Raw genomic sequence first — 26,160 nt, 5'->3', positions numbered from 1 at the left:
GGAAGTTAGTTGGCTATGTTTAAATTATCATTTATAGAAGAAATATTAGATTCATTATCGGCTTCGTGCTTTAGTGAACAAGATTTTGATTTAGTGTTTCCTAATGCTGGGTCAGTGGTTGAAATCATATTCAAGCATGATGAAAGCTATTCATTTATTGTGTATGAAAGTGAAATAAGCGAGATGGTTAAGGTTAGCAACTCAGGAGAACTTTCACCTTTATCTATAGCTAAGAGTGGGGTTTTTATTGAAATATCAGTTAAGCCTGGTCATCATAAGCATTCTGAAGTTTGGAGTGCTACTGGTTTTACTGAGCTACCAGATTTAATTATCGACTGGTGTCATTGTATAAAAGAAGAGCTTGAAAGTAAGTTTAGGGAAAAGTGCGATCTCGACATTGTCAGGAAAAATATCGATGATAACATTCATTTCTTTATTAAAGATGATGGAAGTCGGTTTGATATTGAAGAGGTTAATTCAATAAAGAAAAGTTTTGACCGCTTATATGCTTATATTGAAGATAATAGAATAAAGTTTAATTTTAGTATTAACGAACTAAAGGTTATTAAAGAGCAATTTGATTACTTTATTGCAAATGCTTCTTTTTATCCTAGAAACTTGTGGTTTAAGCTAATGAGCAACAAAATCATTGATTTACTTTGTGATGTTATTAAAAGTAAGCAAGGCAAGGAGTTGATATTCATTGAATTAAAACAGTTGGTCGAGAGGGGAAACGGTAAATAAAAAAGATCATTAGAGTTAAGGGGGATACCCTTAAGAAGATGGGCATTCCCCAGAGATACCCATCATGTTTGGACAATGTTAGAAGTAGAATCTTGTACCAATTAAAAATTGCGTTTTATCATCTTTCGCTTCACCATCTCCGTCAGCATAGATATCTTCTGTGGCCAAGTTATAATTAACTTCAGCGGCTAAAGCGATTTGCGGGTGTAGGAAATACTTCATACCAGCAGAAACCTGAAAATTAAATGCACTGTCACTATTATCGTTTATATCCGAGTAAGCATATTGGGCCCCAACGCCTAAATAGGGTACCCATAAACTTGTGTTCGTAAAGTTATACTCGGTAAATGCACCGATTTGATAGTTTTGTGCATTGTCGCTAATGGTTAAATCTAACTCGCCACCAATCTCCCACTTATCTCTAACAAAGTAGCCATAAGACGTATTTAAGTCGAGTAAATAGTCATCAACGTAATCAAGATCTAAACTACCTTGAATACCTATTTCTTGAGTACCTTGTTGTAAGTAAGCATGTTTTACAGATGATGAATCATCGCTTAACGCATACTGGTTAGCATGAGACTGCACAGAAAATAGTATTAAGCCCAAAATACATAAAGACTTTTTCATTGTTTATATCTCCCTTATCTAAACTTGAGTGTGTGTACTTTAGGGGGAATGTTGATATTACATTGAAACTAAATGCATAACTAAGTGCTTTTCGACATATTGAATTATCATTATTTAAAAAGTTTTTCGTGCGTTTGCTAATTTCGCAAGGTGTCATAAATAAAGTTAATTCCAGATTTACCCCTTTGGCGTTTGTCTTCATTAAAATTATTTAGATGCTAATCAAAGAATTCTAATCATCTTGTACGGTACAAAAAAAATCTGTAAGTAGAGGCTGTATTATGTGTGAACACTGTAATGTGCCAATGATCCAAATACGCCGTAATTGGTTGCAGAAGTTACGGTATAAATCTATTTGGCAATGCAGTCAGTGTCAGAGAGTTAAATCATTTAAGTGGTGAGCGTGTACAGCGATACCCATTGGAATGATTTAGCGAATAGTTGAATGATGAAGCCCGAGTGTAGTCACTACACTCGGGCTTTTTGTTGTTCTTAAAAATTGCTTGAAAGCCAACATCTTGGCGATATGTCAAAAAAATGGCTTGTGCGTCATAAACAGGTCGCTATACTGTTTGACTTAACAGTATAGTGTTCTGTTTTTTTGTGGAGATGACAATGTGCGAGCAATGTAAGGTGCAAATGATTCAAATTCGCCGTAATTGGTGGCAGAAATTAAGATATAAGTCGCTATGGCAATGTAAGCAATGCCAGCGGGTAGTCTCGTTGTGAGTGATGCATTTAGAGTGCGAAGAATGGTCCGCACAGGTAGTAACCTGGCGTTGATGAGGACAAAAACGAAGTTTCTGTCGTCATGTAAAGAGTCAATAAAAAGTAAAGGAGATGCTCCTATGGCATCTGGAATGAAGAAACAGAAAGATATTATTGGGGTTCATAATAATTAATAGTTGAAGCTCCGTTACATAAAGAGTCCTTGTGTCACATTTTTAATCATACAAAAATTTTACACTTGTAGAGTTTTCTTAACTAAATGAAGACCCCTACACAGTGATGGTGCAAAGCCATAATAATGATTAAAAATGTAAATGGAGGAACATAATGGCAGTAGGTAAGTATCTACGTTGGAAGGATTCGAAAGGGAATGAATTTAGACCTGTTTCTTTAACGGGAACAGAGCTGCTCAACGATAGAACGTTGAACAAAAGTACCGCGTTTACTTACGAAGAACGTGAAGCTTTTCAGCTTAATGGCTTGCTTCCACCAAGAGTGCAAACTTTTGATGATCAGTTAAATCGTGTTTACGACGGTTTTAAAAGTGCTTCAACTGATATTGAAAAGTATCTTTTCTTACGTGCACTGCAAGATAGGAACGAAACCCTATTCTACGCACTATTGTCCCGCCATATCGATGAAATGACACCAATCATTTATACCCCTACCGTGGGTAAGGCGTGTCAGGAGTTTAGCCACCGTTACCAAAAAGCGCGTGGTTTATATATTACTGAAGACAATGTTGATCAGATGGATGATCTTGCCCGCCACTTTCTGGGCAAAGACATCAAGATCATCGTGGTCACTGACAGCCAAGGTATCTTAGGACTTGGTGATCAGGGCGTAGGTGGTATGGGTATTCCAATTGGTAAATTGTCACTCTATACCCTAGGTGCTGGTATTCATCCTGCACACTGCCTACCCATCGCCCTCGATGTGGGTACTGACAACCAAGACTTGCTGGATGATCCTATGTACTTGGGTGTACCGCGTAAGCGTATGCGTGGCCAAGAGTACAAAGACTTTATCAAGAAATTTGTCCATCAAGTTAAGCGCAATTTCCCGAAAGCGGTATTGCAGTGGGAAGATTTCAGTAAGTCGAACGCTTTTGATAACTTGGCAGACTATGAAGGTTTTCTTCCTTCATTCAATGACGACATTCAGGGCACAGGTTCTGTTGTGCTTGCCGGGATCTTGGGCGCTGCCAAAGTGAAAAACGAGTCACTCGCCGATCAGAGCTACGTTGTGTACGGAGCTGGCGCAGGCGGGGTCGGCGTAGCAGACCAAATTTATGCAGGTTTGTTAAAAGAAGGTTGCTCGCACGCAGCCGCAAGAGAGAAGATCTTCATCCTCGATTCCCAAGGTTTGGTCTTTGACGACAGAGCTGGCTTGGATGAATACAAACAGCGTTACGCTAAACCACGTTCACTTGCCGAAGGCTGGCAAACTGAGCAAGAAGGCAAAGTTTCGCTGACTGAGCTGATAAATAACTACCCGGTTACTGTATTACTAGGTACGAGTGGTATCGGCGGTGCGTTTAAGGAAGAGCATGTCCAAAAAATGATGGAGTACACCTCCCGTCCGATGGTGTTCCCGTTATCTAACCCGACGGCCAATTGTGAAGCGCTACCAGAAGACATTTATCAGTGGAGTGACGGTCAGGCCATCGTAGCTACGGGTAGCCCGTTCGATGATGTAAGCTACAACGGCTACGATTATCGTGTTGGGCAAGGGAATAATGTGTTCATTTTCCCTGGGGTTGGCTTGGCAGCAATTGTCGCGCAATCGCAAAAAATCACCCTTGATATGTTTACAACCGCTTCCTATGCGCTGGCAGAGTGTGTCAGCGAAGAGGATTTGGCAAAAGGTTGTGTATTCCCGCAGATCAGTGATCTGAAAGATGTCTCTTTGCATGTGGCAACCAAAGTGCTGGAGAATATCCAAGCCACTGATCAGAATAGTCCACTTCGCGGAAAGGACATTGAGCAAGAATTGGCTGAACATATGTGGGAGCCGGTTTACTTACCATATCGTCGAGTTTAGATGTTGGTAACGAATTATTAGCCCGGCAAATGCCGGGCTTTTTGCTTTTTACGCCAAAGGTTTAGCTATTTAAGGCAAGATTGAATTTGGTGAACTCTATCGCAGCTAATTGAACCTAAAAACGATAATATCTTGTTAGGGTTAAGTTAACACCAAGTAGCAAGGTTTTGCTTTTCCTGACTAAGGAGGTTTGTATGGTTCAGTCAGCGTATCTCATCAAACTCAAGCAACTCGTTTTTATGACGATCATTGCCTTAGGCAGCATCGGATTGTGGATGCTGATTATGTTCCTTATTTTTGACAGGCCAGCATAAAGCTGATGTGTTGATATGAGGTTGTCATATAGCATTATGCAATGTGCGAAGTCACCTGCCTTGGCACATTGCAATGAAACATGTTCAAAGTGGTATACTTTGCACATATTGGTCTATTGTCGATAATTTTCATGCTACACATTTCAAATACTGTCCAACTTAGCGACTGGGAGATCGAGTTAACAGCCATTCGCGCCCAAGGTGCTGGTGGGCAAAACGTCAACAAAGTTTCCAGCGCTATTCATTTACGCTTTGATATTCACCGCTCGACCCTGCCTAGCTATTACAAAGAGCGTTTGCTCAAGCTATCAGACAGCCGGATCACCAAAGAAGGGGTGATCATCATCAAGGCGCAGCAATTTCGTACCCAAGAGCAAAACAAAGAAGATGCCTTGGAGCGCTTGAAGCAATTAATTCAATCGGCCGTTGTTCAGCAGAAGGCACGCCGGGCCACCAAGCCCACTCGTAATTCCCAAAAGCGCAGAATGGATAAGAAAACCCAGCGCGGGCAAACTAAGTCGTTGCGCGGCAAAGTGAAGTTTTGAGCCGCTTAGCATTTTTACACTGAAAATCATCCATCGTCATGAAGACGCGTTAAAGTTTGTTCATTAACGCTTTTTTATGGTGATACGGATGTCAGAAAAGAAAACCCAGCAATTACTTCAGCTCTTTTATCGTGAATCAGCCCGGGTACGCCTGCTCGATCTTGATGCGCTTCCTGCCCCTGATGGTGAAGAGCAGCTTGCCTTGAATGATTGGCTTACCACGAAGCGTCAGTTCAGCTCTGATGAAATCACCACCCAGCATTGGATTAAAACCTGTTGTGCCGGCTATATCACCGAGGTGAAATTGCACCCTGACGGTTCGCTTGAAGAGTACACCCTGTTTAACCGTTTGCCGACGACCGGAAACTGGCAGCTTGTTGATGGGGCGATAGAGCTTTCGATCTTCAAAGGGGACAACCACTATCGCAGTGTGGTGTTCGCCAATAAAAACAGCAGTATCCACTCAGCCATCGAGTATAAGAACGGTGAGTTGCATGCTTACTTGAAATTGGCGCAAACCCGCCCGTTACCGGCTTAGCCTAGACCTAGCTTTACTATCTAAGGTTAAGCGGGGCGAACTGGAACGAGTTGTGAATATTAATGCAATTTGTTCTGGTAAAAATGTGCTTAACCTGATATCTGTTTATCTCAATACGTTGAGAAATAACAGAGTGAGTCGAAGCTGTGACGACAAGGACGAATACAATTGATACCGTTGCGATTGTTGGCGGTACCCACGGTAATGAATTTAGCGGGATCTATCTGCTGCGTAAGTGGCAGCAAACGCCTTCTTTAGTGTCCCGCGATACCTTCCAAACAGAAACCGTATTTGCCAACCCGAAAGCGTTTGAGGCAAACAAGCGTTATTTAGATTGTGATATGAACCGCCAGTTTAGTCTGGAGGATTTGGCAAATAACGATTTGGCTAATTATGAGCAGAGCCGAGCCAAGGCGTTGAACGCGCAACTTGGTCCGAAAGGGGATGCTAAAACCGATTTCATTATCGACCTTCATAACACCACCAGTAACATGGGGCCATCTTTAATCTTGCTTCAGTCTGATGCGTTTAATCGCCAGATGGGGGCTTATGTTAAAATGAAGATGCCTGATGCCGTTGTGGTGCTGGAAGATCAAGTTACTGTTGAAGAACATTACTTTTTGAGCTCGATTTCAGAGCAAGGGGTGATTGTTGAAATCGGGCCTCAGCCACAATCGGTGATCCGCCAAGATATCCTCGATTGGATGGATGAAATGACGGCGCACATTCTCGATTTTGTTGATCTTCATAATCAAGGCCGATTGCCAGAATTGCCAGCCAGCTATGAAGCATTCAAGTACCACGAAACCTTGAAGCTGCCTGAAGATGAGAATGGTGAGCGCATTGGTATGGTTCACCGAAATGTGCAAGATGCGGACTTTAAACCACTGAAAAGCGGTGACCCAATTTTTACCCTATTTGATGGGACGGAAGTAAGCTGGGAAGGTGACTACGAAGCTTACCCGCACTTTATCAACGAGGCGGCTTATTACGACAATAACCTTGCTATGTCGTTGGCGAAGAAGGTAACGGTTGAGGTTTAAACTTTAGGCTTTCGCCGTCTAACTTTAAATGAATGATTTTAAGAAAAGCAGCATATGTGCTGCTTTTCTTTATTCTATGCCCATCCTGAGTAAAGGCAGTGGACTGAATGTCGAAAAATAGACTGATCATGCTCGTGGTGTTAACCATGATCGCGTTTGCAGGAAATTCAATTTTAAACCGCATTGCACTGCTAGAAACGGCAATTGATCCAGCGAGCTTTACTGTTATCCGCTTGGTCTCTGGTGCTGTAATGCTGTCTGTCATGGTGTGGCTTCAGCAACAGCGAGAAGTAACGAAATCCACAGAGGCTAATGCAAACTGGATAGCAGCGTTTAGTACTCGTCGTGCTTGGATAATGGCGCTTGCCTTGTTTGTTTATGCGGCAGGCTTTTCTTATGCGTATGTGAGTTTGTCGGCGGCGGTTGGGGCATTAATATTGTTTGCTGCCGTTCAGTTTACCATGATTGGCTATGGCTTCAGCCAAGGTGAACGATTCACGCATTGGCAGTGGTTGGGGTTCATGATGGCTTTTGGTGGGTTAATCATCTTGATGATGCCCGGCGTTAGCATGCCCTCTGTCGATGGCGCGTTGCTGATGTTGCTTGCCGGTATCGCATGGGGGATATATTCCATCATGGGTAAAGGGGCGGAATCACCATTATTGGTGACGCGTACTAATTTCGTACTGTCCGTCCCCTTGGTCATTGGCTTAAGCCTGGTGATGAAAGCACATGCCAGTGTGGATTTATCGGGAGCGAGCTATGCGGTGCTCTCGGGGGCTGTTGCCTCGGGGGTGGGCTATGCCTTGTGGTACAAAGTACTCCCTTACTTGCCTTCAACAACAGCAGCAACCATTCAATTAAGTGTGCCTGTTATCGCAGCCCTAGGTGGTGTGGCTATATTGGGTGAAGCTATATCACTTAGGTTGGTTTTGGTCTCTTTGGGGATCTTGGGCGGAATAGCCTTGGTGATTCAAAATAAACAGGTTTGAAGGGCGTAGTCTGACATTGATTGCTAACAATTTATGGTCACAGCAGAGCATTGGTCATAACACGGCTTTTAATGAAATTTACTATCCATTGCGTGACGGCTAAATGTTGGGTTGGTTGATGCAGCGACTGCTGGCCTTTTTCGTAAACAGCCTTGGGATAGAGTGCATGCCTTAGTTTCATTAAGCCATGGCTATATTCGGGGGTGAATTCGGGGTGCCCCTGAATACCAAGAAAATGTTTTCCGACCAATATCATGGCATTGGGGCAAAAAGCACTGCCAGCCAATACGGTGGTGTTGTCGGGTAACCCGGTGACTTGGTCTTGATGGCTGAGTACCAATGAGAAACTTGGCAGGGCAGGGGTAAGCCAGCTGTGTTTATCTATCTCTGCGGTGTTGATTTCAACTTCTTTGATGCCGATTCCCCAGCCTTTATCTGAGCGCATCACTTCTCCACCCAAGGCCCAGGCTATCATTTGATGGCCGAAGCAAATGCCGACAAAAGGGATGTGTTGGGTGTAGAGCTGGTGGACGAAGGCTTGGAATGTACTTATCCATCGGTTTTGATCATAAACACTAAATTTGCTGCCGCTACTGATATAACCATCGCACTCGTCGAGCGATTGCGGGTATTGTCCGTCGATAACTCGATAGAAGGTGAGTGAGATTTGGTTATCAACTTGCTCAAAGAGTGTTGTGAACATCTCCGGGTAGTTACCGTGGTCTTTTTGCAAATCTGGATGTACATCATCACAGAGTAAGACGCCAATTTTCATCACGACTCCCGCCTCAATATCTTGTGCTGCTTATATCTGCCGTTCGTGTTGATAAGTTTAATCGCTACAGATCCAGTGTGCCATCAAGGGCATGTTGGTAAATGGTTTCGTATTGCTCTGCTGTAAGGTGTATAGGGTTCGAGGCGGCAGCGGCATCCTGTTGCGACATCATACCTATCAGTTCGATTTCACTATTGTCGAGCCCAATGTCAGCCAGTGTATTTGGGATATTTAGAGTTTCACGCAGGTGTAAGATCCAGTTCAGCACGCCCATAAAGTCAGGTTGCTTCAAGTTTAGGTAGCGGCCTAAGCGGGTCATTTTCTCGTTCAGGTAACGTTGATTGGCGCACAGTACATAGGGCATTAAAATGGCATTGAGTAAGCCGTGATGCTTGTTGTAGCGTGCACCAAGGCTATGGGCGAGGGCATGCATAGCGCCAAGCCCCTTTTGAAAGGCCGTTGCACCCATGGTCGATGCGATGAGCATTTGGGTTCTGGCTTGCAGGTTGCTCCCATCGGCATGGCTAATGGGCAAATATAGCTGGCAAAGGCGGATCCCCTCCAGCGCGATAGACTCAGCCATCGGGTGGTAGTTGGGTGAACAGAAGGCTTCCAAATTATGGGATAGCGCATCCATTCCGGTTGCCGCAGTGAGATCGGGGGGCAGATTTAGCGTTAGCATTGGGTCGAGGAAAACTTGCTGGGGCAGCATTTGTGGGTGAAAGATGATCTTTTTTACCTTTGTCTCTTCATTGGTGATCACCGCAGCCCTTCCGACCTCCGAGCCTGTACCTGCCGTCGTGGGCAGGGCTATCACGGGTAGAATATCTTCAGGATTGGCTTGACGCCAGTTGTCGCCGATATCTTCAAATGCCCACAGATCTTGTGCTTGCCTTGCGACCAGGGCAATAGCCTTCGCGGCATCCATTGAAGAGCCTCCCCCGACGGCAATGATCCCGTCATGATGCCTCTTTATACAAGCATCAATGCCGAGCTCAACTTGACGGCCTGTTGGGTTACCTGAGATGTCACTGAAAATCGCTGCGGAAAGTTCGTCTCGCTGACAGTGTTGCAGCAATGAGGTTAGCGTTGCGGTTTGCGCGAGATATGGGTCGGTAACAATCAGTGGACGCTGAATTCCGTTAGAGAGGCAGTAATCAGGCAGCTGTTGACTGATGCCCTCGCCAACCATGATTTCAGTGGGGTAGTGCCAATGCAGTATGGTCATAAACGCTCTAACCGTGCTTGATGTGAAATGACTTTGGTCTGGTAAGGGTTTCAAAGCCGAGTTGGGATAAAGAATAGCCTTTTCCTGAGTGCTTGATCCCTGTCCAAGCGAGGGCGGGATCGAGGTAATCGCAGCGATTGACGAAAAAGGTTCCCGCTTCGATTTGCTCACCAAGCTTGATCGCTTGCTTTGGGTTGGTGGTAAAAACGCTGGCAGTCAGTCCGTACTCACTATCGTTCATTAGTGTTATGGCTTCATCTTCGGAGTGGACACGTTGTACCGGCAACACAGGCCCGAAGGTTTCCTCGGTCATGATCCGCATTTGATGGTTTACATTGGTGAGTAACTGCGGGGCTAAATAAGGCGTACCTTCACGGCTGGATGGAAAATTGGATTCAACGACATGGGCGATAGCACCTTGCTCTGTGGCTTCACGGATTTGCTGGCGGACAAAATCTGCGGCACTGGCACGCACCATCGGGCCAAGTGTCGTATCAGGATCAAGGGGTGAACCCAACTGGTACTCGTTTATCAAAGCAATGGCTTTTTCAACGAATGCATCGTGAATCTCATCATCAACATAAACTCGCTCAATCGCACAGCATGATTGCCCTGAATTAAACATGGCGCCATCAACCACATTGGCAACAGCTTCATCGAGGTTGGCGTCTGCGCAAACATAAGCGGGGTCTTTTCCGCCAAGCTCAAGGCCGATACTGTGAAAATGTCCTGCGGCAGCACGTTCAATACAAGCACCACTTTTGACCGAGCCGGTAAAGACCACATGTTGGATTCGTTCACTGGCAATTAAGCGCTCGGTATTCTTGTGGTTTAGGTGTAAGCATTGAAAAACATCCTTGGGTAAACCTGCTTCAATAAAGGCTTGGTGCAATCTATCTGCGCACAGCGGGGTTTGAGACGAGTGTTTAAGGATGACGCAGTTACCGGCAAGCAGGGCAGGAATAATGGAGTTGATAGCGGTTAAATACGGGTAATTCCAGGGAGCAACGACAAACACAGTGCCTAGGGGCTCGCGGGTGATATAGCGGGTGAACCCTTTCTTGCGCGGTAGGCTAATGGGCGTGAGGGCTTTCTCCGAAATCTTGACCATGTGCCTTGCTCGCTCAGCGACCCCGGCAAGCTCTTTGGCCGCATATTTGATGGGGCGGCCAATCATCCAGCTTAACTCACTGGCAATCATATCCTGATGCGAGAGCAGTGCATCAATGGCCTTTAGGCAGTATTCTTGTCGCTGGGCTAAGGGGGTTTGTCGCCAGGCGAGTTGGGCAAGATTAGCGAAATCTAACGCCTGATCCACATCAGCAAGTGTATTGAGTGAAATTGATGTCACCACGCTGCCATCAACGGGTGAAACGGTATTCTGAATCACTTCAGCCTCATGCATATCCGAAATAGTAAGGTGAACAGGTTGGCTCATTAACTTGTCCTCAAAAATTACTATTAACTCATAAAAGAACGTTTACTCATCAACTAGATAATCTCGAAGTAGCGGCTTAGCTCCCAATCCGTCACGTGCTTGCGAAACTCCCGGTCCTCCCATTCGCGAGAGGCGGCGAAATGCTCAACAAAGGCCTCGCCGAAGAGGGAGTGGGCTGCCTTTGATTGTTTGAAAAGTTGGGTCGCATCCCATAATGTGCGTGGGAGGGCTAATTCAGTACTATGGGTTTGCTCATAGGCATTGCCAATGACGGCTGGTCCCGGCTCTAATTGGTGTTCTATGCCGTAAAGACCAGCGCCAAGGGCGGCGGCCAGTGCCAGGTAAGGATTCGCATCTGCTGCGCCAATGCGGTATTCGATGCGCTGGTTTTTGCTTGAACCGGTGATCACCCGTAGTGACGTCGTTCGGTTTTCAATACCCCAAGTTGCATCGGTTGGCGCCCAAAAACCGGGTATCATCCGGCTATAGCTGTTAACCGACGGCGCGACCATACAAAGCAACTCCGGCATCAACAATTGCTGCCCAGCCAAGAAGTGGCGCTGGGTTTGGCTCATACAGTCAGGCTGTTTATTGTCATAAAAGGCAGATTGACCATTGCTGTGATTGAGCGACAGATGGATATGGCCACTTTGGCCGGGGTAGTCATTGCTCCACTTCGCCATGAAAGTGGCCATCAGTTCATTCTTTTGGGCGAGTACCTTCATGTAGGTTTTGAACAGTGCCGCTTTATCAGCTGCGTCACTTGCGTGGTCGACAGCAATCGCCGCTTCAATGACTCCCGGGCCGGTTTCAGAGTGGATTCCCTCGATGGGGAAGTCCATCGTCTCAGCCATTTTCAGAATGCTTTTATACAGCTCGGAGTAGGTCGAGTTGCGGATCATCGAATAACCAAACCAATCGGGCGTGATAGGCTCTAGGTTTCTAAACCCTTTCTCTCGCACTGAATGCGGGGTTTCTTTAAAGAGAAAAAACTCATATTCAAATGCTGCGTTGGCAATAAAGCCCATCGCTTCGGCTTTTTTCAACACTTTACGAAGAGTACCACGGGGACAGACCGTTTCAGCTTCTTGATCAAACTCGGCAATAAATAGCAGCATGCCATCTTCATCAAGCACGTCGCGACAGGTTGAGGGAATAATTTTTACTGGGGCATCAGGGTAGCCAGTATGCCAGCCGGTGTACTGGGCATTGTCATAGAGCTGGTCTTTGACGTCCCAGCCTAAAACGACATCACAAAAGGCAAACCCATGCTCAAGGGAGGAAAAAAACTTCTCTTTCGACATGTACTTGCCACGCATCACCCCATCATTATCAAACAGTCCAACCTTGACATGGCTAAGCTGCCTTTCTTCGATGATCTGCTTGGCATCCTCAATGGTTCTGACGTCTCTTGGTTCCATAAATCATCCCATGCTGGCAACTGAGTGCTGCGTATGCCGCTCAGTCGAAACGAAAAATCGTGATAAGTAGGATTATTTTGTTGTTTGTTATTAAACGTAGGAACCAAGGGGTATTTAGTCAACTCTGTTGGCCTTTCATACGTAGCGATGAAGTGGCAGTGCTAATTCAATTGAAGTGATAGAAGTAAATTTGTGTGACGTTAACCCCGTTTATGGAAGGAAGGCGCAAGTCTCTAATTTAAGGAAAAAATTGGGTCTATATTTAGATTTATAACTAAGCGTCTTGATGTTGCTTGGCGCTATACATGACGACAAAAGGAGTTGGCAATGCGTGTTGTGACGATGATAAAACGGGTAGGCGCTCTGGTTGCCACCCTTATGATGATGTTCTCGCTTGGGGCGGGGGCAGTAGAATTAGGTTTTTACGAATCGGGAAAAAAAGTACAAAGTTACTCTTTAGAGAGCCTTAAAAAAGCACTCCCCGTTCACAATGTTGACATCTTTGACCCGCAGTACAATAAAAACAAGCAATACCAAGCGTTTAAACTGCATGATGTATTGGCTTATGTCTATGGCGATGCTTGGCTGCAAAAATTGGATACCGACGTTAATTTTATCGCCCTTGATGGCTATCAGGCGGTGTCTGATTATAAAAAAGTATTGGATAAGGGCGGATACATCGTTTTTAAAGACCGCCAATACCCAGGTTGGGAAGGCATTGGCAGGAACAAAGCCAGTCCTGGGCCCTTCTATCTGGTTTGGGACGACAAGCAGAAAGGGCCTAAAAAAGGCTACCCATGGCCATACCAATTAGCGAAGATCGACACCGTTGACTTTAAGCAGCAATATCCTGCGGTTTACCCACATGATGTAGCAAAATCTTCTGATATTTATGCGGGCTTTGCGCTGTTTAAAGAGCGCTGCATGAAATGCCACGCGATTGATCAAGAAGGTGGCAAAGTTGGTCCTGATCTGAATGCCCCAATGAATATTTTAACTTATCGCCAGCGTGATATGGTTGGTGAGTATATTCGCCAGCCATCCAAGTTTCGCTACACCCAAATGCCGGACCACCTTGATTTAAAAAGCTCACAAATTGATTCGCTTTTGGATTACCTACAGCACCAAGGAAAGTTAAGCAAAAAGTAAATCTATGAAGTCGGTAATGCTTGATAAACCAAGCGCCCTAATGGGCGCTTTTTCTTTGGCAATATGCCCTTTTATTCTTCATGGCCATTATTGGTTTTCAAATTAAACTGTGTTCAAATACGGGGAAAATAATATAACCAATCCCAACCACTGATTGGGAGAAAGTCAAAGGAAGTCATTGATGTCACTTGTAATACCTATGGTGATATTCATGCAACAGCGAATGGCCGAAGCCGGCAACAAAGTCGATGCCAAGGCAATGCAGGACTATATGAAAACGGAACAACCGTTTTATGGTGTAAAGCAACCTGCAAGAAAGGCCATTTTCAAGCAAGCGCGTGAACATACAAAAATAGATAATTTTGAAAACTATCGCCGTTTAGTGCTCTGGCTATGGTCGGGTGAAAACCGTGAAGAGCAATACCTGGCGATGGATGCAGCTGAATATTACAAAGCATTTCGCACCCTTGATGCCTTTCCAATTTATGAAGAAATGCTCAATGAGGCGACCCATTGGGATACGGTTGATAAGATAGCATCTAATTTGGTTGGCCCATTGGTTAACGAGCACCGTGAATTAGAAGCCAAGTTAATTGAATGGCGAACATCTGAAAATATGTGGCTTCGCCGAGCATCACTGCTAGCGCACTTAAAGCACAAGGAGGATACCAATGTTCAGCTCCTTGAAGATACCGTATTGGTGCTGGCACATGAGCAAGAATTTTTCATTCGCAAGGCGATTGGCTGGGTGCTCAGAGAATACGCGAAAACCAATCCGGATTATGTCCGAAATTTAGTGGTGCAGCACGATGACAGGCTATCGGCACTGAGTAAGAAGGAAGCACTTAAGGCGTTGTCCTTTACCTCATAACTGGCAAACTGATACACTGGTGTAAACGCTTACACCAAGCTTGCTAAGCGCAAGTTATTTCCAATAAATAAGGCAGTACAATGATTGAACGTCAAGAAACTAAACAACGTATGAGCCGTATCGTAAAGCATAACGGTACTATCTACCTGTGTGGTCAAGTATGTGCTGATGCAACTCAAGGCATCAAAGAACAAACTCAAACTATGCTTGATAAAGTAGAAACACTACTTGAGCAAGCGGGTAGTGACAAAGAGCACATGCTTTCTGCGACAATCTACATCAAAGATATGAAAGATTTCGCTGAAATGAACGAAGTTTGGGACAACTGGGTACCAGCAGGCCACGCTCCGGCTCGTGCTTGTGTTGAAGCAAGCATGGCGCGTGAAGCGCTACTTGTTGAGATCTCTGTGATCGCAGCTGAGAAGTAATCGCTTCTTAATTGATAAGCCGTCGCAACGTCATGTGGCGGCTTTTTTAATGAGCTTATCGGGGAGTAATACCATGGTAAAATTCAATACCAAGCAATGGGGTTTTATTTGTCTTGCCGTATTGGCATCGGCGTCCACACCGCTAGTTGCCAAAGAATATTCGGTATCGAGTAAACCTAAGGTGGTCGTTGGCGGGCAGTTGGCTGATCAACGTGTGTGTTACTTCGATGATAAGAAGTACTCGCTAGGCGCGGTCATAGCGGTAGAAGGCGTATTGCTTGAATGCCAACCTGAAAAGGACTTTGAGTCCAATGGCCGGTTATCTTGGCACCGTGTGAAGGCATAAAGTAAAAAACGCAACCTTATCACCTAAGGCTGCGCTTTTGGTAACAGGGGGAACTGTTACTTAATTCGGTAAAGTCGGCTTTATTAGCGTACTAGGCGACCTGAATCTGGTGCTAGTTTGCCTGTACCACCTTGGTGGTGCTCAGTGGTCGCGCCCATTTCCTGCATCAAAAATTCTTTCATCGCTGCAGATTCACGATCGTTTGATGGTTTCCAGTTTGAGATCACGCGTGCTTTATTACTTTGCATAGAACTATTCCTTTTCTGTTCATAGTGTTATCTGAACACCATGTGCCATGTGATTCATAATATGATGTTATTTTCATACAAAATGAATTTAATTACCACTACTAAATTCAATTTGCATATCAAATAAGCATGATTTTTATAGTAAATATAATGTGACTAATTTGCATATCTGACCAGTTAACTAATCAGATAACCAAAAACATACGAACATTAAGCACAATGACAACAAGTATAGGTGAATATCGGGGTGGGATTGGATTAAAAAAGCCAATTCCTTGCTGGAATTGGCTTTTGGGGAGTCTTTCAGTTATTTGTAATTAAGTTACAAATACTTATCTGCGATTATCGCATCAGAGAGCGTGACTTAAGTTCGAAAATGAGTTTTTCTGCACTGCATTCGAATTTGATACGCGCGGTTAGCTCGGTGCTATCGTCGGTCAGTGGGTTCACTTCATGCTCGTAGTTGGCACAAACTTCTTTTGCTAGGGCTAGGTAGTTCGCCAGTTCGCTTTCAAGATCAGCTTTATTGCTACCGAAGATTTTTACTTCAGCAACATCATCACCTTCTCCGATCACAAAACCCATCTCGGCTGACACGCCACATGCTTCACATGTTTGATATTCTAGATCTTCATTTGCCATGACTGTTACTCTATCTCCATTGATATTATGTGGCTATTTTAAATCGTTGTGACCCAGATCGCTATATCGGATTGACGATTTCATATGACAAATGAAAAAAAGAGGGCGTAGCGCCCTCAAAAGTGTTGCTGTCAGGTGACAGGTTGGCTTAACTAACGGTTGTCTGACTCATATTTGTCGTAGCTGTAGTTAACATTGACGATGGCACGGTATTTCACATCGCCTGACACTGTTGAAAACTCATCGACTTCGATATTTGATTCATTTACTTTGATGGTGTTGGTTTTTAGGCCATATTCGTAAATGCCAAGCGTGCGTTTAAGTTTTCGTGGTGATTCGGATTGTAGGCTTTTAGACAATGCTTGGCCTTGTTGATATGCAGCCTCGCGGGAGTCGCTAACGCCGGCTGTGATATGAGTACTCTCGGAGTTCATGTTCCGAGTAAAGCCATAGGATGCAGAGCTGAAGCTAAGAACGATAGCGGCAACAAGAAGCTTGTTCATGACATTATCCTCACTGAAATAAAGCAGTCATTGCTGAATCTTTATATATCCTTCATAAAACAAGACCCGAGATGGTGAGCATAATTTCAAAAAAATCTTATTTTTTATGGTATTAGGTCTATACCAGAGCGCATGTGCTTGAAAGGGAACAAGGTATTATTCGGTACTTGCTTGAATGAGAGAGCAAGTACCGATGAGTTGAAAGGGGCTTGGTGGTGATTGGTGGTTAAATGTCCAAATTTGGATAGAGGTTTGCCACTTGCTGTCGGGTTTGCCCGAAAGGCACGTGCTCCAATTGGCCAAATCCGTTCATTTGCCGTGCTTTAACCTGAGTATTCAGTGGCGATGTCATACCACATAGGTAGCGGGTAACGGCTGCTGCTGAAGGCGTAGTTGGGCAAGCAGCAATGAACGGGTCACACCAAGCTTTAAGGACATTGTCAGACGTTGCGGGTGGCGTGGCGTCTGCAGGAAGAGTCACCGGGTTACCGCGGCAGACTGAGCAGTGGCCGCAATTTGCAGGCGCATGGTGGTCAGCAAAATAATTGGCCAGGGTATGGCTCAAGCATGCCTTGCTTTCAAAAAAGCCGAGCATATTTGCGAGGCGGTTGATTTCGCTGTCTTCTTTGGCTTTGAAAAGCTGATATAAATGTTCGGTTTGTGCTTGAATATCGAATTGATGCTGGCAAATCCGGTAGACGTCAGTCATCTGCTTGCTTTCTAGCGTGATCCAGCCTTTTTCATTGAAGTAATCAATAGCGGCTACCACGCGCTTGCGTTCGGTTTGGGCACTTTGCCATAGGGCGTCGAAGTCCACTGTGTGCCACGTTCGTGCCTTGGGTGAGCAGGCGAAAATGGTGCTGACAAAATGGCGCCTTTCCCCTTGGAATTGGTTAACAATGAAATCTTGCTCGACATTTAGCTTGAAGCGGTAGTCAGCAAAATAGGTGTATTGCGGCTCGATGATTTGAGCCATCTCGAGGTAAACCAACAGCGTTTTTAACGGCAACAATCGAATATTGCTGTCTTTTGATAAGCGCGACAACATGACTTCCCATTGCTGCGGGTTTGCCTGAATTTGCTGCAATACATACGCAATCGCCGATTTATCCGGGGTATCGCCATAAACGAAGTTCTCCAAGACGTTAACGCCTGACTTGTTCGCTAACACGATACAGTCTGACTTATCGCCATCGCGACCAGCCCGGCCGATTTCCTGACTGTAGTTTTCAATGGACTTGGGAAGGTCAAAGTGGATCACACGGCGGATATCCGATTTGTCGATTCCCATACCAAACGCAATGGTGGCTATGATGCAGCGGTGGCGACCGCTCATGAAGTCTTGCTGAATTGCCTGCCGTTGTTCGCTATCCATACCCGCATGATAGGCCTGTGCCTGATAGCCTTGCTGTCCGAGCCATTGGGCAAGCTCTTCTGCTGTTTTTTGCAAGGTGACATAGACGATGGTTGGCTGATCCGGTGCCTGGGCAACCGTGCTTAACAGTGTCTCGCGCGTCTCTGGCTCTGCCGTGGCAGTGATGGTTAAATCTAGGTTCGCGCGATAAAAGCCGGTTACCACAATGTTGCTGGTATCAATGGCAAACTTATTGCTCATATCCTCGATAACGGCCGGTGTGGCGGTGGCGGTAAGCAGCAGCACCTGAGGAATATTCAATGCCTGACGGTATTGCGGGAGTTTTAGGTAGTCAGGACGAAAGTTATGCCCCCACTCGGAAATACAGTGCGCTTCATCGACCACCAATAATGAAATGGGTACCTGAGAAATAAAGTGGCGGAAGCGTTCGTTGTTTAAGCGCTCGACTGAAATCATCAGTACTTTTATTTCACAACTTCGAACACCTTGCATAACCTGTTGGGTTTGATCCCAAGTTTGGCTGGAATCGATGGAAGCGGCTGGGATCCCTTTGCTATGAAGGAAATCGAGCTGATCTTTCATCAACGCCAGCAGCGGAGAAATAACCAAAGTCAGGTTGGGGAGTTGCACCGCAGGGAGTTGATAGCATAAAGACTTACCGGAACCGGTTGGAAAAATCGCTGCTGCAGACTGGCCGTTAAGCACTTTGGTGATGACGTCTTCTTGCCCAGGTCGTAGGGCGTCGAAGCCGAAATATTGCTTAAGCGTTTGATGATACATAGGAATGGTTAACTAAATCAGGCAATACCCAGATGATATCGAATAATGCTGGATATTGCCCAAGTTAATTATGGCGGCTTTAGTCTTCTTTGAAGCGCTCCGAGAGCTGATGAAAATCATCCACCTTGGCTTTCAACACCGCGCTACTTCGCTCGACATGATTAACCTCTTCGAGGTTTTGTGCCGAAGTATCTGCTATCGCATGAATGTGCTGGCTGGTTCGTTGCGACAGGTTTTCTTGCTCTGCAGCCGAAGACGAAACCTGATCAACTAATTGGTAGATTGACTGCATATTATCTTCCACCGCTTTTAGCGCGTTGGCACCTTCGGCAGCAAGGTCGACACAGCTATTGGTGTTATCTCGGTTGCTTTCGATCAGTGCCTGCCAGTTATGAATGGTATCAAGCATGCTTTCAATGCTGGCCTGGATCTGCTCTGTTGCATTTTGGCTACGAGAGGACAGGGCGCGAACTTCATCGGCAACAACCGCAAAGCCCCGTCCATGCTCACCCGCTCGTGCGGCTTCAATCGCAGCATTCAATGCCAACAAGTTTGTTTGTTCGGCAATACCACGGATCTCCGACATGACAGCACTGACTTTCCCTGCTTCCTGGCTAAGCTGGTGAGTGGCGTCCGTTGCTTGCTCGGCTTGTTCTGAAAGCTGGTTCAAGCTGGATTGAGTAGAATCAAGCTGGTGGCGGGTGAGTTTACATTGGTCACGGGTTTCATCTAATAACGAGTGGCTATCAGCGGCATGAGAAGCGACGGAGCGCGCAGAATCAGAGATATCATCCATTGCTGTGGCGATATGCTGGATGTTGGTATTTTGCTGGGCAATCACTTGGTTAACCCGGCTTGCCGAGGCATTGAGATCTTCTGCCAGATCATGGAGTGGTGCAGCAGAATCTGTCATTCGGCCAAGAATCGTTCGCACTTTGGCTGAAGCCATTTTCAGGTGGTAGTCAGCGACAGAGAAAGCATCTTTACCTGAGAACACATAGCGGCTGACGCTATCGTACTGTGATTGCAGCGACTTTAACTTGCTTGGTGTACCGAACAACTCTTCACGGAAGAACAACCCCAGTGCGGCAACAGGCGCTAGGGTCAGCAAGCTAGAAAGTGATAACCCATCGGTTGCCATACCATAGCCAATAGGCGCAATACATGCAGCAGCTAAAGCAAGGTACTTCGCTGATACGGGCAGGGAAAAGGCAAGCCCGCCACCTTTCTGCTCTGCTTTTAGTAGCCCTTGATAGGCTTTACTCGCAACCTGCACAAACTCAGGCTTGGGTTTTACCCGAACAGACTGGTAGCCCGTGATCGTGCCATTTTCGTAAATGGGGGTCACATAGGCATCGACCCAGTAATAACGACCACACTTAGTTTTATTCTTAACAATACCTCGCCACGCTTTGCCTTCGCGTAAGCGCGACCATAGGTCGCCAAAGGCGGCTTTCGGCATGTCTGGGTGACGAATAATATTATGGTTCTGGTTGAGAAGTTCTTCTTCTTCAAAGCCAGCGACTTTACAAAAAGCAGGATTACAGTAAGTAATTACCCCTTTTAGGTCGGTGGTCGAGACGAGTTGAACACCTTCCGAAAAGGTGACTTCATCGTCATTTGTATGAATGGAAATATTAGCAATATTGAGCGAACTGGCCACGACTTAACCTTCGTTATAGGACGTTGTTATTAGTATTTTCTAATTTATAAAGGCTAATAAAACATATTATTATCATAAATATCAACTTATTAATGAACTTGGTTCCAATAGTGTTAACTCGTACATAAAGTGGGGTTAACAATAAGTCGCCCTTATGGTTGCATTTTGCGCAGCCAATTGGGTCAGCAATGTCCCATTAGCACTGGGTAGCGGCATGAAATTGCAACATGTTAGGCAGATACTTGGCGGGGTCTTGGTTAGGCAGGTCAGACAAGGAATAATATTTCGTTCAACTATTAACAATAAAATCAAGAGTATATACAAGGACGTCCTATGTCGTGGTTCTATAACCTAAGTTTTCGTTGGAAGTTTACAACCCCAATTTTTCTCGTTGTATTTATCTTTTCTTTTATGTTTACCTTGGTTTTCTTTGTGTCCAATGATCAAGCTAAGGTAAATGCCATTCTAAATGGCCAAGTTAAGCCGGTGCTCAAAGAGATGGATGAAGGCTATCGGGATCTTTACCAAATTGTGACTGCTGGGCAGGATATTTTACTCGCTGACGGTGATGAAACCTTAATTCGCCAGGCTCAGGCCCTTTATGCTGATGATTCGCCTAAAGCCTTAGAGCGCATAATTGCCGGTCAACAGCTCGTCAATAGTGGATTTATCGCCAATAGCAATAGCCAAACCCTATCTCAACTTGAAACTATTTTTGTCCGTTGGATAGAAAGCTACCGGTTTATGGTAGAGAACCCGCAATTGGCAGCTGATTACTATGAAAGGCACCGACAAGCAATTGGCGCTGATTTCGAAGACATGGTCAGGCTGTTCAAAGAGGTGAAAGCCGATATCGAATTGGCAGAGACCGACTTGGCGCTGGCACTGGAAGAAGAAGTTAAATTGGCAACCATTGTGATTGAAGTGGGCATGGTTTTAGCTTTGGTATTGTCATTGTTTGTTGCTTGGTTTACCTCAGGGATGCTGATTAAACCCTTGCAACGGCTATCTGACACCATGCATGACATCGCTCGGGGGGATGGTGACTTAACCCAACGTATTTCAGTGGAGTCGAAAGATGAAATCGGTCAACTGGGGGAGGCGTTTAATGGTTTTATCACGACGATTCACCGCACCATCAGTGAAGTTTCGTCTACCCTAGTTGCCGTACAATCTTCCACACAACATATTCAAGCTGAAACCCAAGGGGTGCGCGGCAATGCTTCATCACAGCAGGAAGAGAGTGCTCAAGTAGCAACGGCGGTCCATGAGATGAGTGCGACCAGTGATAATGTTAGCAACCACGCCAGGGATGCGGCAGAGGCCAGTCAGCATGCCAGCAATGAATCGAATACTGCGCAAAGTGTATTGGGTGATGCCGTGAGCTCCATTCATCAACTGGCTGATGATATTGATGCATCTAGCAAGGTGATCAGTGAGTTGGAGCATGATGTCGGTAATATTGCCTCTATTTTGGATGTGATTCGAGGGATAGCGGATCAAACCAACCTATTGGCACTGAATGCAGCCATTGAGGCGGCTCGGGCCGGTGAGCAAGGGCGCGGCTTTGCTGTGGTGGCAGATGAAGTACGTTCGTTGGCAAGTAAAACACAAGCCAGTACGGGTGAGATCCAAGCGATGATCGAGCGGCTACAGTCAGGGGCCAAAGAGGCTGTGATAGCGATGGAAAGCAGCCGGGCCAGTGGGGGCAGTACGGTTGCCCAAGCCAATACCGCTAATGAGTCTTTGCAAGCGATCAGCCACTCGATCAATGTGATCAATGAAATGAACTTGCAGATAGCCACAGCCGCTGCCCAACAAAGCCAAGTCAGTGAGGAGATAAATCAGAATGTTCAGCATATCGCAGATATGAGCCAAGATGTGGTCGCCCAGGTAGAATCAACCGAGATGGCATTTGATAACTTGGCTGTTCAATGCCAACAACTATCGGCGCAGATTGGTTTGTTCAGAATATGAAAGAAAACATGAATGAACCTGTATTACCTTGGTTGCATACGTTATTCTAACCATCAAATAAACGCTGTTTGATAAGGAGAAAACATGCCATACGATACCCTTGTTACGGTCGGGATTTTTATTGTTGTCGCGATTGTATTCATTGCTGCTGGGGTAAAAACCGTTCCCCAGGGAAGCGAATGGACCGTAGAGCGTTTTGGCCGCTATACCAAAACCTTGCGTCCGGGCCTTAATTTAATCGTCCCATTCATCGATAGCGTTGGTAATAAAATCAATATGATGGAAAGGGTATTGGACATTCCTGCTCAAGAAGTGATTTCTCGGGATAACGCCAATGTCACCATTGATGCTGTGTGTTTCGTGCAGGTCGTTGACGCAGCAAAAGCAGCTTATGAAGTTACCGATCTTGAGCATGCTATCCGCAACCTGACCTTGACCAATATTCGTACCGTGCTTGGCTCGATGGAGTTGGATGAAATGCTATCTCAGCGCGATACCATTAATAGTCGCCTGCTGACCATTGTCGATCAGGCAACCAACCCGTGGGGCGTAAAGGTTACCCGTATCGAAATCAAAGACGTGCAGCCGCCTGCGGATCTGACCTCAGCGATGAATGCTCAAATGAAGGCGGAGCGTAATAAGCGTGCGGAAGTGCTTGAGGCTGAAGGGGTAAGACAGGCAGAGATTCTTCGTGCTGAAGGCCATAAGCAGTCTGAAATCTTACGCGCAGAAGGTGACAAGCAAGCTGCAATCCTTCAAGCCGAAGCGCGAGAGCGTGCAGCAGAGGCTGAAGCAAGAGCGACTACAATGGTATCAGAGGCCATCGCGCAAGGTGATGTGAAGGCGGTGAACTACTTCATTGCCCAAGGCTACACCGATGCGATTAAATCGATTGGTCAGGCAGAGAACGGAAAAATTATTATGCTACCGCTTGAAGCAACGGGCTTGATGGGGTCGGTTGCAGGCATCGCTGAGCTATTAGGCCAAGCAGGGCGTAGTAATGAAGAAAGCAGTAAAGGAAAGAAAGTATGATCACCTTGCTAGAGCAGATGAACGTCTGGCACTGGTTAGCGTTGGGTCTTGTTCTATTGTTACTTGAGTTGTTGGGCACGGCAGGCTACCTGCTGTGGCTGGGTTTATCCGCCATGCTGGTGGGTCTCGTCCTATTTTTGGTGCCGATCAGTTGGGAAATGCAATGGGTAAGCTTTGCGGTATTTTCGCTATTTACAACCTGGTTGTGGTGGCGCTATCAGCATAAGAAAGACCGAGTTGGCGATGATGCCAGAAGTTTAAACCAGCGCACAGAGCAACTTGTTGGTCAAACTTGCGTACTAAATGAAGACTTTTCAATTGGGCAAGGGAGGCTGCAATTGGGTGATACCACCTGGTCTGCTAAGTCGGAAGCGAATATTCCTGCTGGCACTTTAGTGGAAGTGGTTAGGGTCGAAGGTATCGTGCTGGTTATCGAAGAGAAAGCCCGGCAATAACTGACTTAACCTGGTATTCATCAATACAAACCGTGGTTTAACGATAAGCGTTGAACCGCGGTTTTTTATATGTGAATGGCTTTGTTTCTGGTTGTAAACGGTCTGTTTCCAAAATGCGGTGTTACTGTTTTGTTACGCTGGGTAAAATGCAGTGCAACCGATTACGCTATCGTTTTACACACAGTTTTACCTGCAAGTCGTGATCGAGATAAAACATACATAGTCAGCCAAAAGAAGATCAATTATGAAATTGGAAGCCGTTGATTACAACGCAGAGAATGCCGCAGAGCTATTCGTTGAATCCCTACGTAACACTGGCTTTGGGGTATTGAAAAATCACCCAATCCAACAACAGCTAGTACAGTCTATCTATGATAACTGGCATGGCTTTTTCAATACTGATGAAAAAGACGATTTCCGCTTCAATGTTGAGACCCAAGATGGTTTCTTCCCTGCGGAGGTATCTGAAGTTGCCAAAGGCCACACCAAGAAAGATATCAAAGAGTACTTCCACTATTACCCTTGGGGCCAGTGTCCTGAAGCTTTGAAGGCAGAGCTTCAGAATTACTACGAGGAAGCCAACAAGCTTGCCAGTGAGCTACTTAGCTGGGTTGAAGAGCACTCACCAGAGTCTGTCTCAAGCCTATACAGCCAGTCACTATCTAGCATGATTGATGGTAGCGATAAAACCTTACTACGTGTTCTGCATTACCCGCCATTGAAAGGCGATGAAGAACTGGGTGCTATCCGCGCCGGTGCCCATGAGGATATTAACCTGCTGACCGTACTGCCGGCTGCGAATGAGCCAGGCTTGCAAGTACTGACTAAAGAAGGTGATTGGCTGGATGTACCTTGTGACTTTGGTAACCTGATCATTAACATTGGTGACATGTTGCAAGAAGCATCAGGGGGGTACTTCCCATCGACCACTCACCGTGTGGTTAACCCTGAAGGGGCTGACAAGACTAAAGCACGTATTTCATTGCCGCTATTCCTTCACCCAAAACCAGAAGTTGTGCTGTCAGAGCGTCACACCGCTAACAGCTACCTTATGGAGCGTTTACGTGAGCTAGGCGTTATTTAAGTCAACCGACTCAAATGAATAATGAAAACCAGCCTTCGGGCTGGTTTTTTTATTGTGTGATCTGCACGATATACTTCACTCATCAATATGCATTATGGTTTATATCAAAAATATAATGACAAGGATGTATAGATGAACCAAATCAAAATAGTTGCACTTTCAATGACTTTTGCGCTTTCAGGCTGTGTTTCAATGACAGACGACCCATGGCTCAAGGATGTTTTATCCTACCCTGAGAGAGTCGAATTAGAAGATAGTGATACACCGATGAAAATGAGTTATCTATCTCGTGCAATGATGGAATCTGATAATCGGGCTGAACTAGAAGCGGAAGTCGCCAACTCTGAATTAGTGCATGAATGGAGCGCAGCGCAAGCTTCGATTCTTGCACAAATGTCGACTGATTTGGTTGTCGGGGATCTATATTCAGCGCAAGGAAATATCGTTGGCACGTCTGTTTTCGCTGCTGGTCTTGTATTTGGCGAAATTTTTGATGGCAGTGAAGAAATTACTTCAAAGGCTTGGCTGCCAGCGGAATACAATGGCAAGCAGATAGAGACACCCGAACAGGCCGAGCAAGCAATTATCACGTTATTGCATCAACAGGCAGAGTTAGTTGCAGATCGCCTTGGCTGGCAGATGACCTGTGTTCATGGTTGTGACAGCAGTAATCAAGTATTGTATTTCGAGAATGTCGATGGAAAAGCGCTGCCTGATGCGTTTATCTATCAGCCAAATGAGTTTGTGCTGAATGTGCAATTTACCCCGTTTAAGCAAGTTGAGCTGCAAGACCCGATCAGCGCCATTATTGGGCAACCTATCAAGTGGGAAACAAGAGGCTACCATTCATTCTACGTTGGGGCGTGGGGCGGTGTATTTAAAACTGACGATGGTAGTTTAGACATTCGTACCAATGAGCATAACTATACCTATGCGGCAGCCTCGAAAGATTTAATGCAAACCCGTTTTGGCCGTGATGTGATGCGCATTTTCCATAGTACGCCATATACCTTGTTTGGATCGGCTGATCTGCACCCTAAGGCGGTTTACTACAATGGGGAGCTGTATTCATTTATTTCTAATAGCCGTAACCACATGGTGAGCTATAAAATCGATGAACAAAATGTGTTGTGACTTGAACCATAGAGTTTGAATTGCTCCCCCTAA

The 26,160-nt window shown here is 45.6% G+C and carries 25 protein-coding genes; 15 read left to right on the top strand and 10 right to left on the bottom strand.

Annotated elements, in window-relative coordinates:
- Positions 1-9 precede the first annotated feature (9 nt).
- Positions 10-744, top strand: a complete 735-nt coding sequence (locus C9I98_RS07205; protein ID WP_146153858.1) for a hypothetical protein — start codon at positions 10-12, stop codon at positions 742-744.
- Between the two features lie 78 nt (positions 745-822).
- Here C9I98_RS07205 and C9I98_RS07200 read toward each other — a convergent pair whose 3' ends face one another.
- The gene (locus C9I98_RS07200) at positions 823-1,374 is read right to left on the bottom strand and encodes an outer membrane beta-barrel protein (RefSeq protein WP_051902537.1); all 552 of its coding nucleotides are present in this window, start codon (positions 1,372-1,374) and stop codon (positions 823-825) included.
- A 1,056-nt stretch (positions 1,375-2,430) separates the two neighbouring features.
- Between C9I98_RS07200 and C9I98_RS07190 the strand changes: the two genes are divergently transcribed.
- The 5 genes from C9I98_RS07190 (at position 2,431) to C9I98_RS07170 (ending at position 7,578) form a co-directional block, all read left to right on the top strand.
- A complete protein-coding gene (locus C9I98_RS07190; protein WP_107271785.1) occupies positions 2,431-4,146 on the top strand; it encodes an NAD-dependent malic enzyme in 1,716 nt (571 codons plus the stop codon).
- 445 nt (positions 4,147-4,591) lie between these two features.
- Positions 4,592-5,005: an alternative ribosome rescue aminoacyl-tRNA hydrolase ArfB gene (arfB, locus tag C9I98_RS07185; RefSeq protein WP_036816617.1), complete on the top strand. Its 414-nt coding sequence runs from the start codon at positions 4,592-4,594 to the stop codon at positions 5,003-5,005.
- 88 nt (positions 5,006-5,093) lie between these two features.
- Positions 5,094-5,543 (top strand): hypothetical protein, encoded by a 450-nt coding sequence (locus tag C9I98_RS07180; protein WP_036816600.1) that lies wholly within the window; start codon positions 5,094-5,096, stop codon positions 5,541-5,543.
- A gap of 146 nt (positions 5,544-5,689) precedes the next feature.
- Positions 5,690-6,586 (top strand): aspartoacylase, encoded by an 897-nt coding sequence (locus C9I98_RS07175; RefSeq protein WP_036816602.1) that lies wholly within the window; start codon positions 5,690-5,692, stop codon positions 6,584-6,586.
- Between the two features lie 107 nt (positions 6,587-6,693).
- Entirely contained in the window at positions 6,694-7,578 is an 885-nt protein-coding gene (locus C9I98_RS07170) for a DMT family transporter (protein ID WP_036816604.1), read from the top strand.
- Positions 7,579-7,615: 37 nt separating this feature from the next.
- Here C9I98_RS07170 and C9I98_RS07165 read toward each other — a convergent pair whose 3' ends face one another.
- The 4 genes from C9I98_RS07165 to C9I98_RS07150 all read right to left on the bottom strand — a co-directional run bounded on the left by C9I98_RS07165 (position 7,616) and on the right by C9I98_RS07150 (position 12,440).
- Entirely contained in the window at positions 7,616-8,353 is a 738-nt protein-coding gene (locus C9I98_RS07165) for a glutamine amidotransferase-related protein (RefSeq protein ID WP_036816606.1), read from the bottom strand.
- Positions 8,354-8,417: 64 nt separating this feature from the next.
- Complete coding sequence (locus C9I98_RS07160) at positions 8,418-9,581, bottom strand: iron-containing alcohol dehydrogenase (protein ID WP_036816608.1); 1,164 nt, start codon at positions 9,579-9,581, stop codon at positions 8,418-8,420.
- A 7-nt stretch (positions 9,582-9,588) separates the two neighbouring features.
- Positions 9,589-11,019 (bottom strand): aldehyde dehydrogenase family protein, encoded by a 1,431-nt coding sequence (locus tag C9I98_RS07155; RefSeq protein WP_245907106.1) that lies wholly within the window; start codon positions 11,017-11,019, stop codon positions 9,589-9,591.
- A gap of 53 nt (positions 11,020-11,072) precedes the next feature.
- Complete coding sequence (locus C9I98_RS07150; protein WP_036816611.1) at positions 11,073-12,440, bottom strand: glutamine synthetase family protein; 1,368 nt, start codon at positions 12,438-12,440, stop codon at positions 11,073-11,075.
- Between the two features lie 327 nt (positions 12,441-12,767).
- Here C9I98_RS07150 and C9I98_RS07145 point away from each other — a divergent pair, with 327 nt between their 5' ends.
- The 4 genes from C9I98_RS07145 (at position 12,768) to C9I98_RS07130 (ending at position 15,234) form a co-directional block, all read left to right on the top strand.
- The gene (locus C9I98_RS07145) at positions 12,768-13,589 is read left to right on the top strand and encodes a c-type cytochrome (protein WP_245907105.1); all 822 of its coding nucleotides are present in this window, start codon (positions 12,768-12,770) and stop codon (positions 13,587-13,589) included.
- A gap of 181 nt (positions 13,590-13,770) precedes the next feature.
- Positions 13,771-14,460 (top strand): DNA alkylation repair protein, encoded by a 690-nt coding sequence (locus C9I98_RS07140; RefSeq protein WP_036816613.1) that lies wholly within the window; start codon positions 13,771-13,773, stop codon positions 14,458-14,460.
- An 80-nt stretch (positions 14,461-14,540) separates the two neighbouring features.
- Positions 14,541-14,888, top strand: coding sequence for a RidA family protein (locus tag C9I98_RS07135; RefSeq protein ID WP_036816615.1), 348 nt, complete (start codon positions 14,541-14,543; stop codon positions 14,886-14,888).
- A gap of 73 nt (positions 14,889-14,961) precedes the next feature.
- The gene (locus C9I98_RS07130; protein ID WP_051901811.1) at positions 14,962-15,234 is read left to right on the top strand and encodes a DUF1496 domain-containing protein; all 273 of its coding nucleotides are present in this window, start codon (positions 14,962-14,964) and stop codon (positions 15,232-15,234) included.
- 83 nt (positions 15,235-15,317) lie between these two features.
- Here the strand turns inward: C9I98_RS07130 and C9I98_RS26640 are convergent, their stop codons facing one another.
- The 5 genes from C9I98_RS26640 to C9I98_RS07110 form a co-directional block, all read right to left on the bottom strand.
- Positions 15,318-15,482 (bottom strand): hypothetical protein, encoded by a 165-nt coding sequence (locus C9I98_RS26640; protein ID WP_170111212.1) that lies wholly within the window; start codon positions 15,480-15,482, stop codon positions 15,318-15,320.
- A gap of 342 nt (positions 15,483-15,824) precedes the next feature.
- The gene (locus C9I98_RS07125) at positions 15,825-16,124 is read right to left on the bottom strand and encodes a YfcZ/YiiS family protein (RefSeq protein WP_036825433.1); all 300 of its coding nucleotides are present in this window, start codon (positions 16,122-16,124) and stop codon (positions 15,825-15,827) included.
- 152 nt (positions 16,125-16,276) lie between these two features.
- Positions 16,277-16,627, bottom strand: coding sequence for a DUF3316 domain-containing protein (locus tag C9I98_RS07120; RefSeq protein WP_036825436.1), 351 nt, complete (start codon positions 16,625-16,627; stop codon positions 16,277-16,279).
- A gap of 226 nt (positions 16,628-16,853) precedes the next feature.
- Entirely contained in the window at positions 16,854-18,782 is a 1,929-nt protein-coding gene (locus C9I98_RS07115) for a RecQ family ATP-dependent DNA helicase (RefSeq protein ID WP_107271784.1), read from the bottom strand.
- Positions 18,783-18,861: 79 nt separating this feature from the next.
- Entirely contained in the window at positions 18,862-20,418 is a 1,557-nt protein-coding gene (locus C9I98_RS07110; protein ID WP_036828420.1) for a methyl-accepting chemotaxis protein, read from the bottom strand.
- Positions 20,419-20,877: 459 nt separating this feature from the next.
- Here C9I98_RS07110 and C9I98_RS07105 point away from each other — a divergent pair, with 459 nt between their 5' ends.
- From C9I98_RS07105 to C9I98_RS07085, 5 genes are all read left to right on the top strand, one after another.
- The gene (locus tag C9I98_RS07105) at positions 20,878-22,422 is read left to right on the top strand and encodes a methyl-accepting chemotaxis protein (protein WP_152557230.1); all 1,545 of its coding nucleotides are present in this window, start codon (positions 20,878-20,880) and stop codon (positions 22,420-22,422) included.
- Positions 22,423-22,506: 84 nt separating this feature from the next.
- The gene (locus C9I98_RS07100; RefSeq protein WP_036832031.1) at positions 22,507-23,454 is read left to right on the top strand and encodes an SPFH domain-containing protein; all 948 of its coding nucleotides are present in this window, start codon (positions 22,507-22,509) and stop codon (positions 23,452-23,454) included.
- Entirely contained in the window at positions 23,451-23,909 is a 459-nt protein-coding gene (locus C9I98_RS07095; RefSeq protein ID WP_036832033.1) for an NfeD family protein, read from the top strand. Before C9I98_RS07100 ends, C9I98_RS07095 begins: the two co-directional genes overlap by 4 nt.
- Before the next feature lie 244 nt (positions 23,910-24,153).
- Complete coding sequence (locus tag C9I98_RS07090; protein WP_036832035.1) at positions 24,154-24,993, top strand: 2OG-Fe(II) oxygenase family protein; 840 nt, start codon at positions 24,154-24,156, stop codon at positions 24,991-24,993.
- A gap of 132 nt (positions 24,994-25,125) precedes the next feature.
- Complete coding sequence (locus C9I98_RS07085) at positions 25,126-26,127, top strand: hypothetical protein (protein ID WP_036832037.1); 1,002 nt, start codon at positions 25,126-25,128, stop codon at positions 26,125-26,127.
- Positions 26,128-26,160 lie beyond the last annotated feature (33 nt).

The organism is Photobacterium sanctipauli, assembly GCF_003026495.1.
Taxonomy (GTDB): domain Bacteria; phylum Pseudomonadota; class Gammaproteobacteria; order Enterobacterales; family Vibrionaceae; genus Photobacterium; species Photobacterium sanctipauli.
Note: the sequence above shows the minus strand (reverse complement) of the source record. Positions and strands in the feature narration are given on the sequence as shown.

Bases quoted from the DNA above. Each gene is read 5' to 3' on its own strand.
- C9I98_RS07200 (WP_051902537.1), bottom strand. From the start codon at position 1,374: ATGAAAAAGTCTTTATGTATTTTGGGCTTAATACTATTTTCTGTGCAG.
- C9I98_RS07190 (WP_107271785.1), top strand. From the start codon at position 2,431: ATGGCAGTAGGTAAGTATCTACGTTGGAAGGATTCGAAAGGGAATGAA.
- arfB (WP_036816617.1), top strand. From the start codon at position 4,592: ATGCTACACATTTCAAATACTGTCCAACTTAGCGACTGGGAGATCGAG.
- C9I98_RS07180 (WP_036816600.1), top strand. From the start codon at position 5,094: ATGTCAGAAAAGAAAACCCAGCAATTACTTCAGCTCTTTTATCGTGAA.
- C9I98_RS07170 (WP_036816604.1), top strand. From the start codon at position 6,694: ATGTCGAAAAATAGACTGATCATGCTCGTGGTGTTAACCATGATCGCG.
- C9I98_RS07165 (WP_036816606.1), bottom strand. From the start codon at position 8,353: ATGAAAATTGGCGTCTTACTCTGTGATGATGTACATCCAGATTTGCAA.
- C9I98_RS07160 (WP_036816608.1), bottom strand. From the start codon at position 9,581: ATGACCATACTGCATTGGCACTACCCCACTGAAATCATGGTTGGCGAG.
- C9I98_RS07155 (WP_245907106.1), bottom strand. From the start codon at position 11,019: ATGAGCCAACCTGTTCACCTTACTATTTCGGATATGCATGAGGCTGAA.
- C9I98_RS07150 (WP_036816611.1), bottom strand. From the start codon at position 12,440: ATGGAACCAAGAGACGTCAGAACCATTGAGGATGCCAAGCAGATCATC.
- C9I98_RS07145 (WP_245907105.1), top strand. From the start codon at position 12,768: ATGCGTGTTGTGACGATGATAAAACGGGTAGGCGCTCTGGTTGCCACC.
- C9I98_RS07140 (WP_036816613.1), top strand. From the start codon at position 13,771: ATGTCACTTGTAATACCTATGGTGATATTCATGCAACAGCGAATGGCC.
- C9I98_RS07135 (WP_036816615.1), top strand. From the start codon at position 14,541: ATGATTGAACGTCAAGAAACTAAACAACGTATGAGCCGTATCGTAAAG.
- C9I98_RS07130 (WP_051901811.1), top strand. From the start codon at position 14,962: ATGGTAAAATTCAATACCAAGCAATGGGGTTTTATTTGTCTTGCCGTA.
- C9I98_RS26640 (WP_170111212.1), bottom strand. From the start codon at position 15,482: ATGCAAAGTAATAAAGCACGCGTGATCTCAAACTGGAAACCATCAAAC.
- C9I98_RS07125 (WP_036825433.1), bottom strand. From the start codon at position 16,124: ATGGCAAATGAAGATCTAGAATATCAAACATGTGAAGCATGTGGCGTG.
- C9I98_RS07120 (WP_036825436.1), bottom strand. From the start codon at position 16,627: ATGAACAAGCTTCTTGTTGCCGCTATCGTTCTTAGCTTCAGCTCTGCA.
- C9I98_RS07115 (WP_107271784.1), bottom strand. From the start codon at position 18,782: ATGTATCATCAAACGCTTAAGCAATATTTCGGCTTCGACGCCCTACGA.
- C9I98_RS07100 (WP_036832031.1), top strand. From the start codon at position 22,507: ATGCCATACGATACCCTTGTTACGGTCGGGATTTTTATTGTTGTCGCG.
- C9I98_RS07095 (WP_036832033.1), top strand. From the start codon at position 23,451: ATGATCACCTTGCTAGAGCAGATGAACGTCTGGCACTGGTTAGCGTTG.
- C9I98_RS07090 (WP_036832035.1), top strand. From the start codon at position 24,154: ATGAAATTGGAAGCCGTTGATTACAACGCAGAGAATGCCGCAGAGCTA.
- C9I98_RS07085 (WP_036832037.1), top strand. From the start codon at position 25,126: ATGAACCAAATCAAAATAGTTGCACTTTCAATGACTTTTGCGCTTTCA.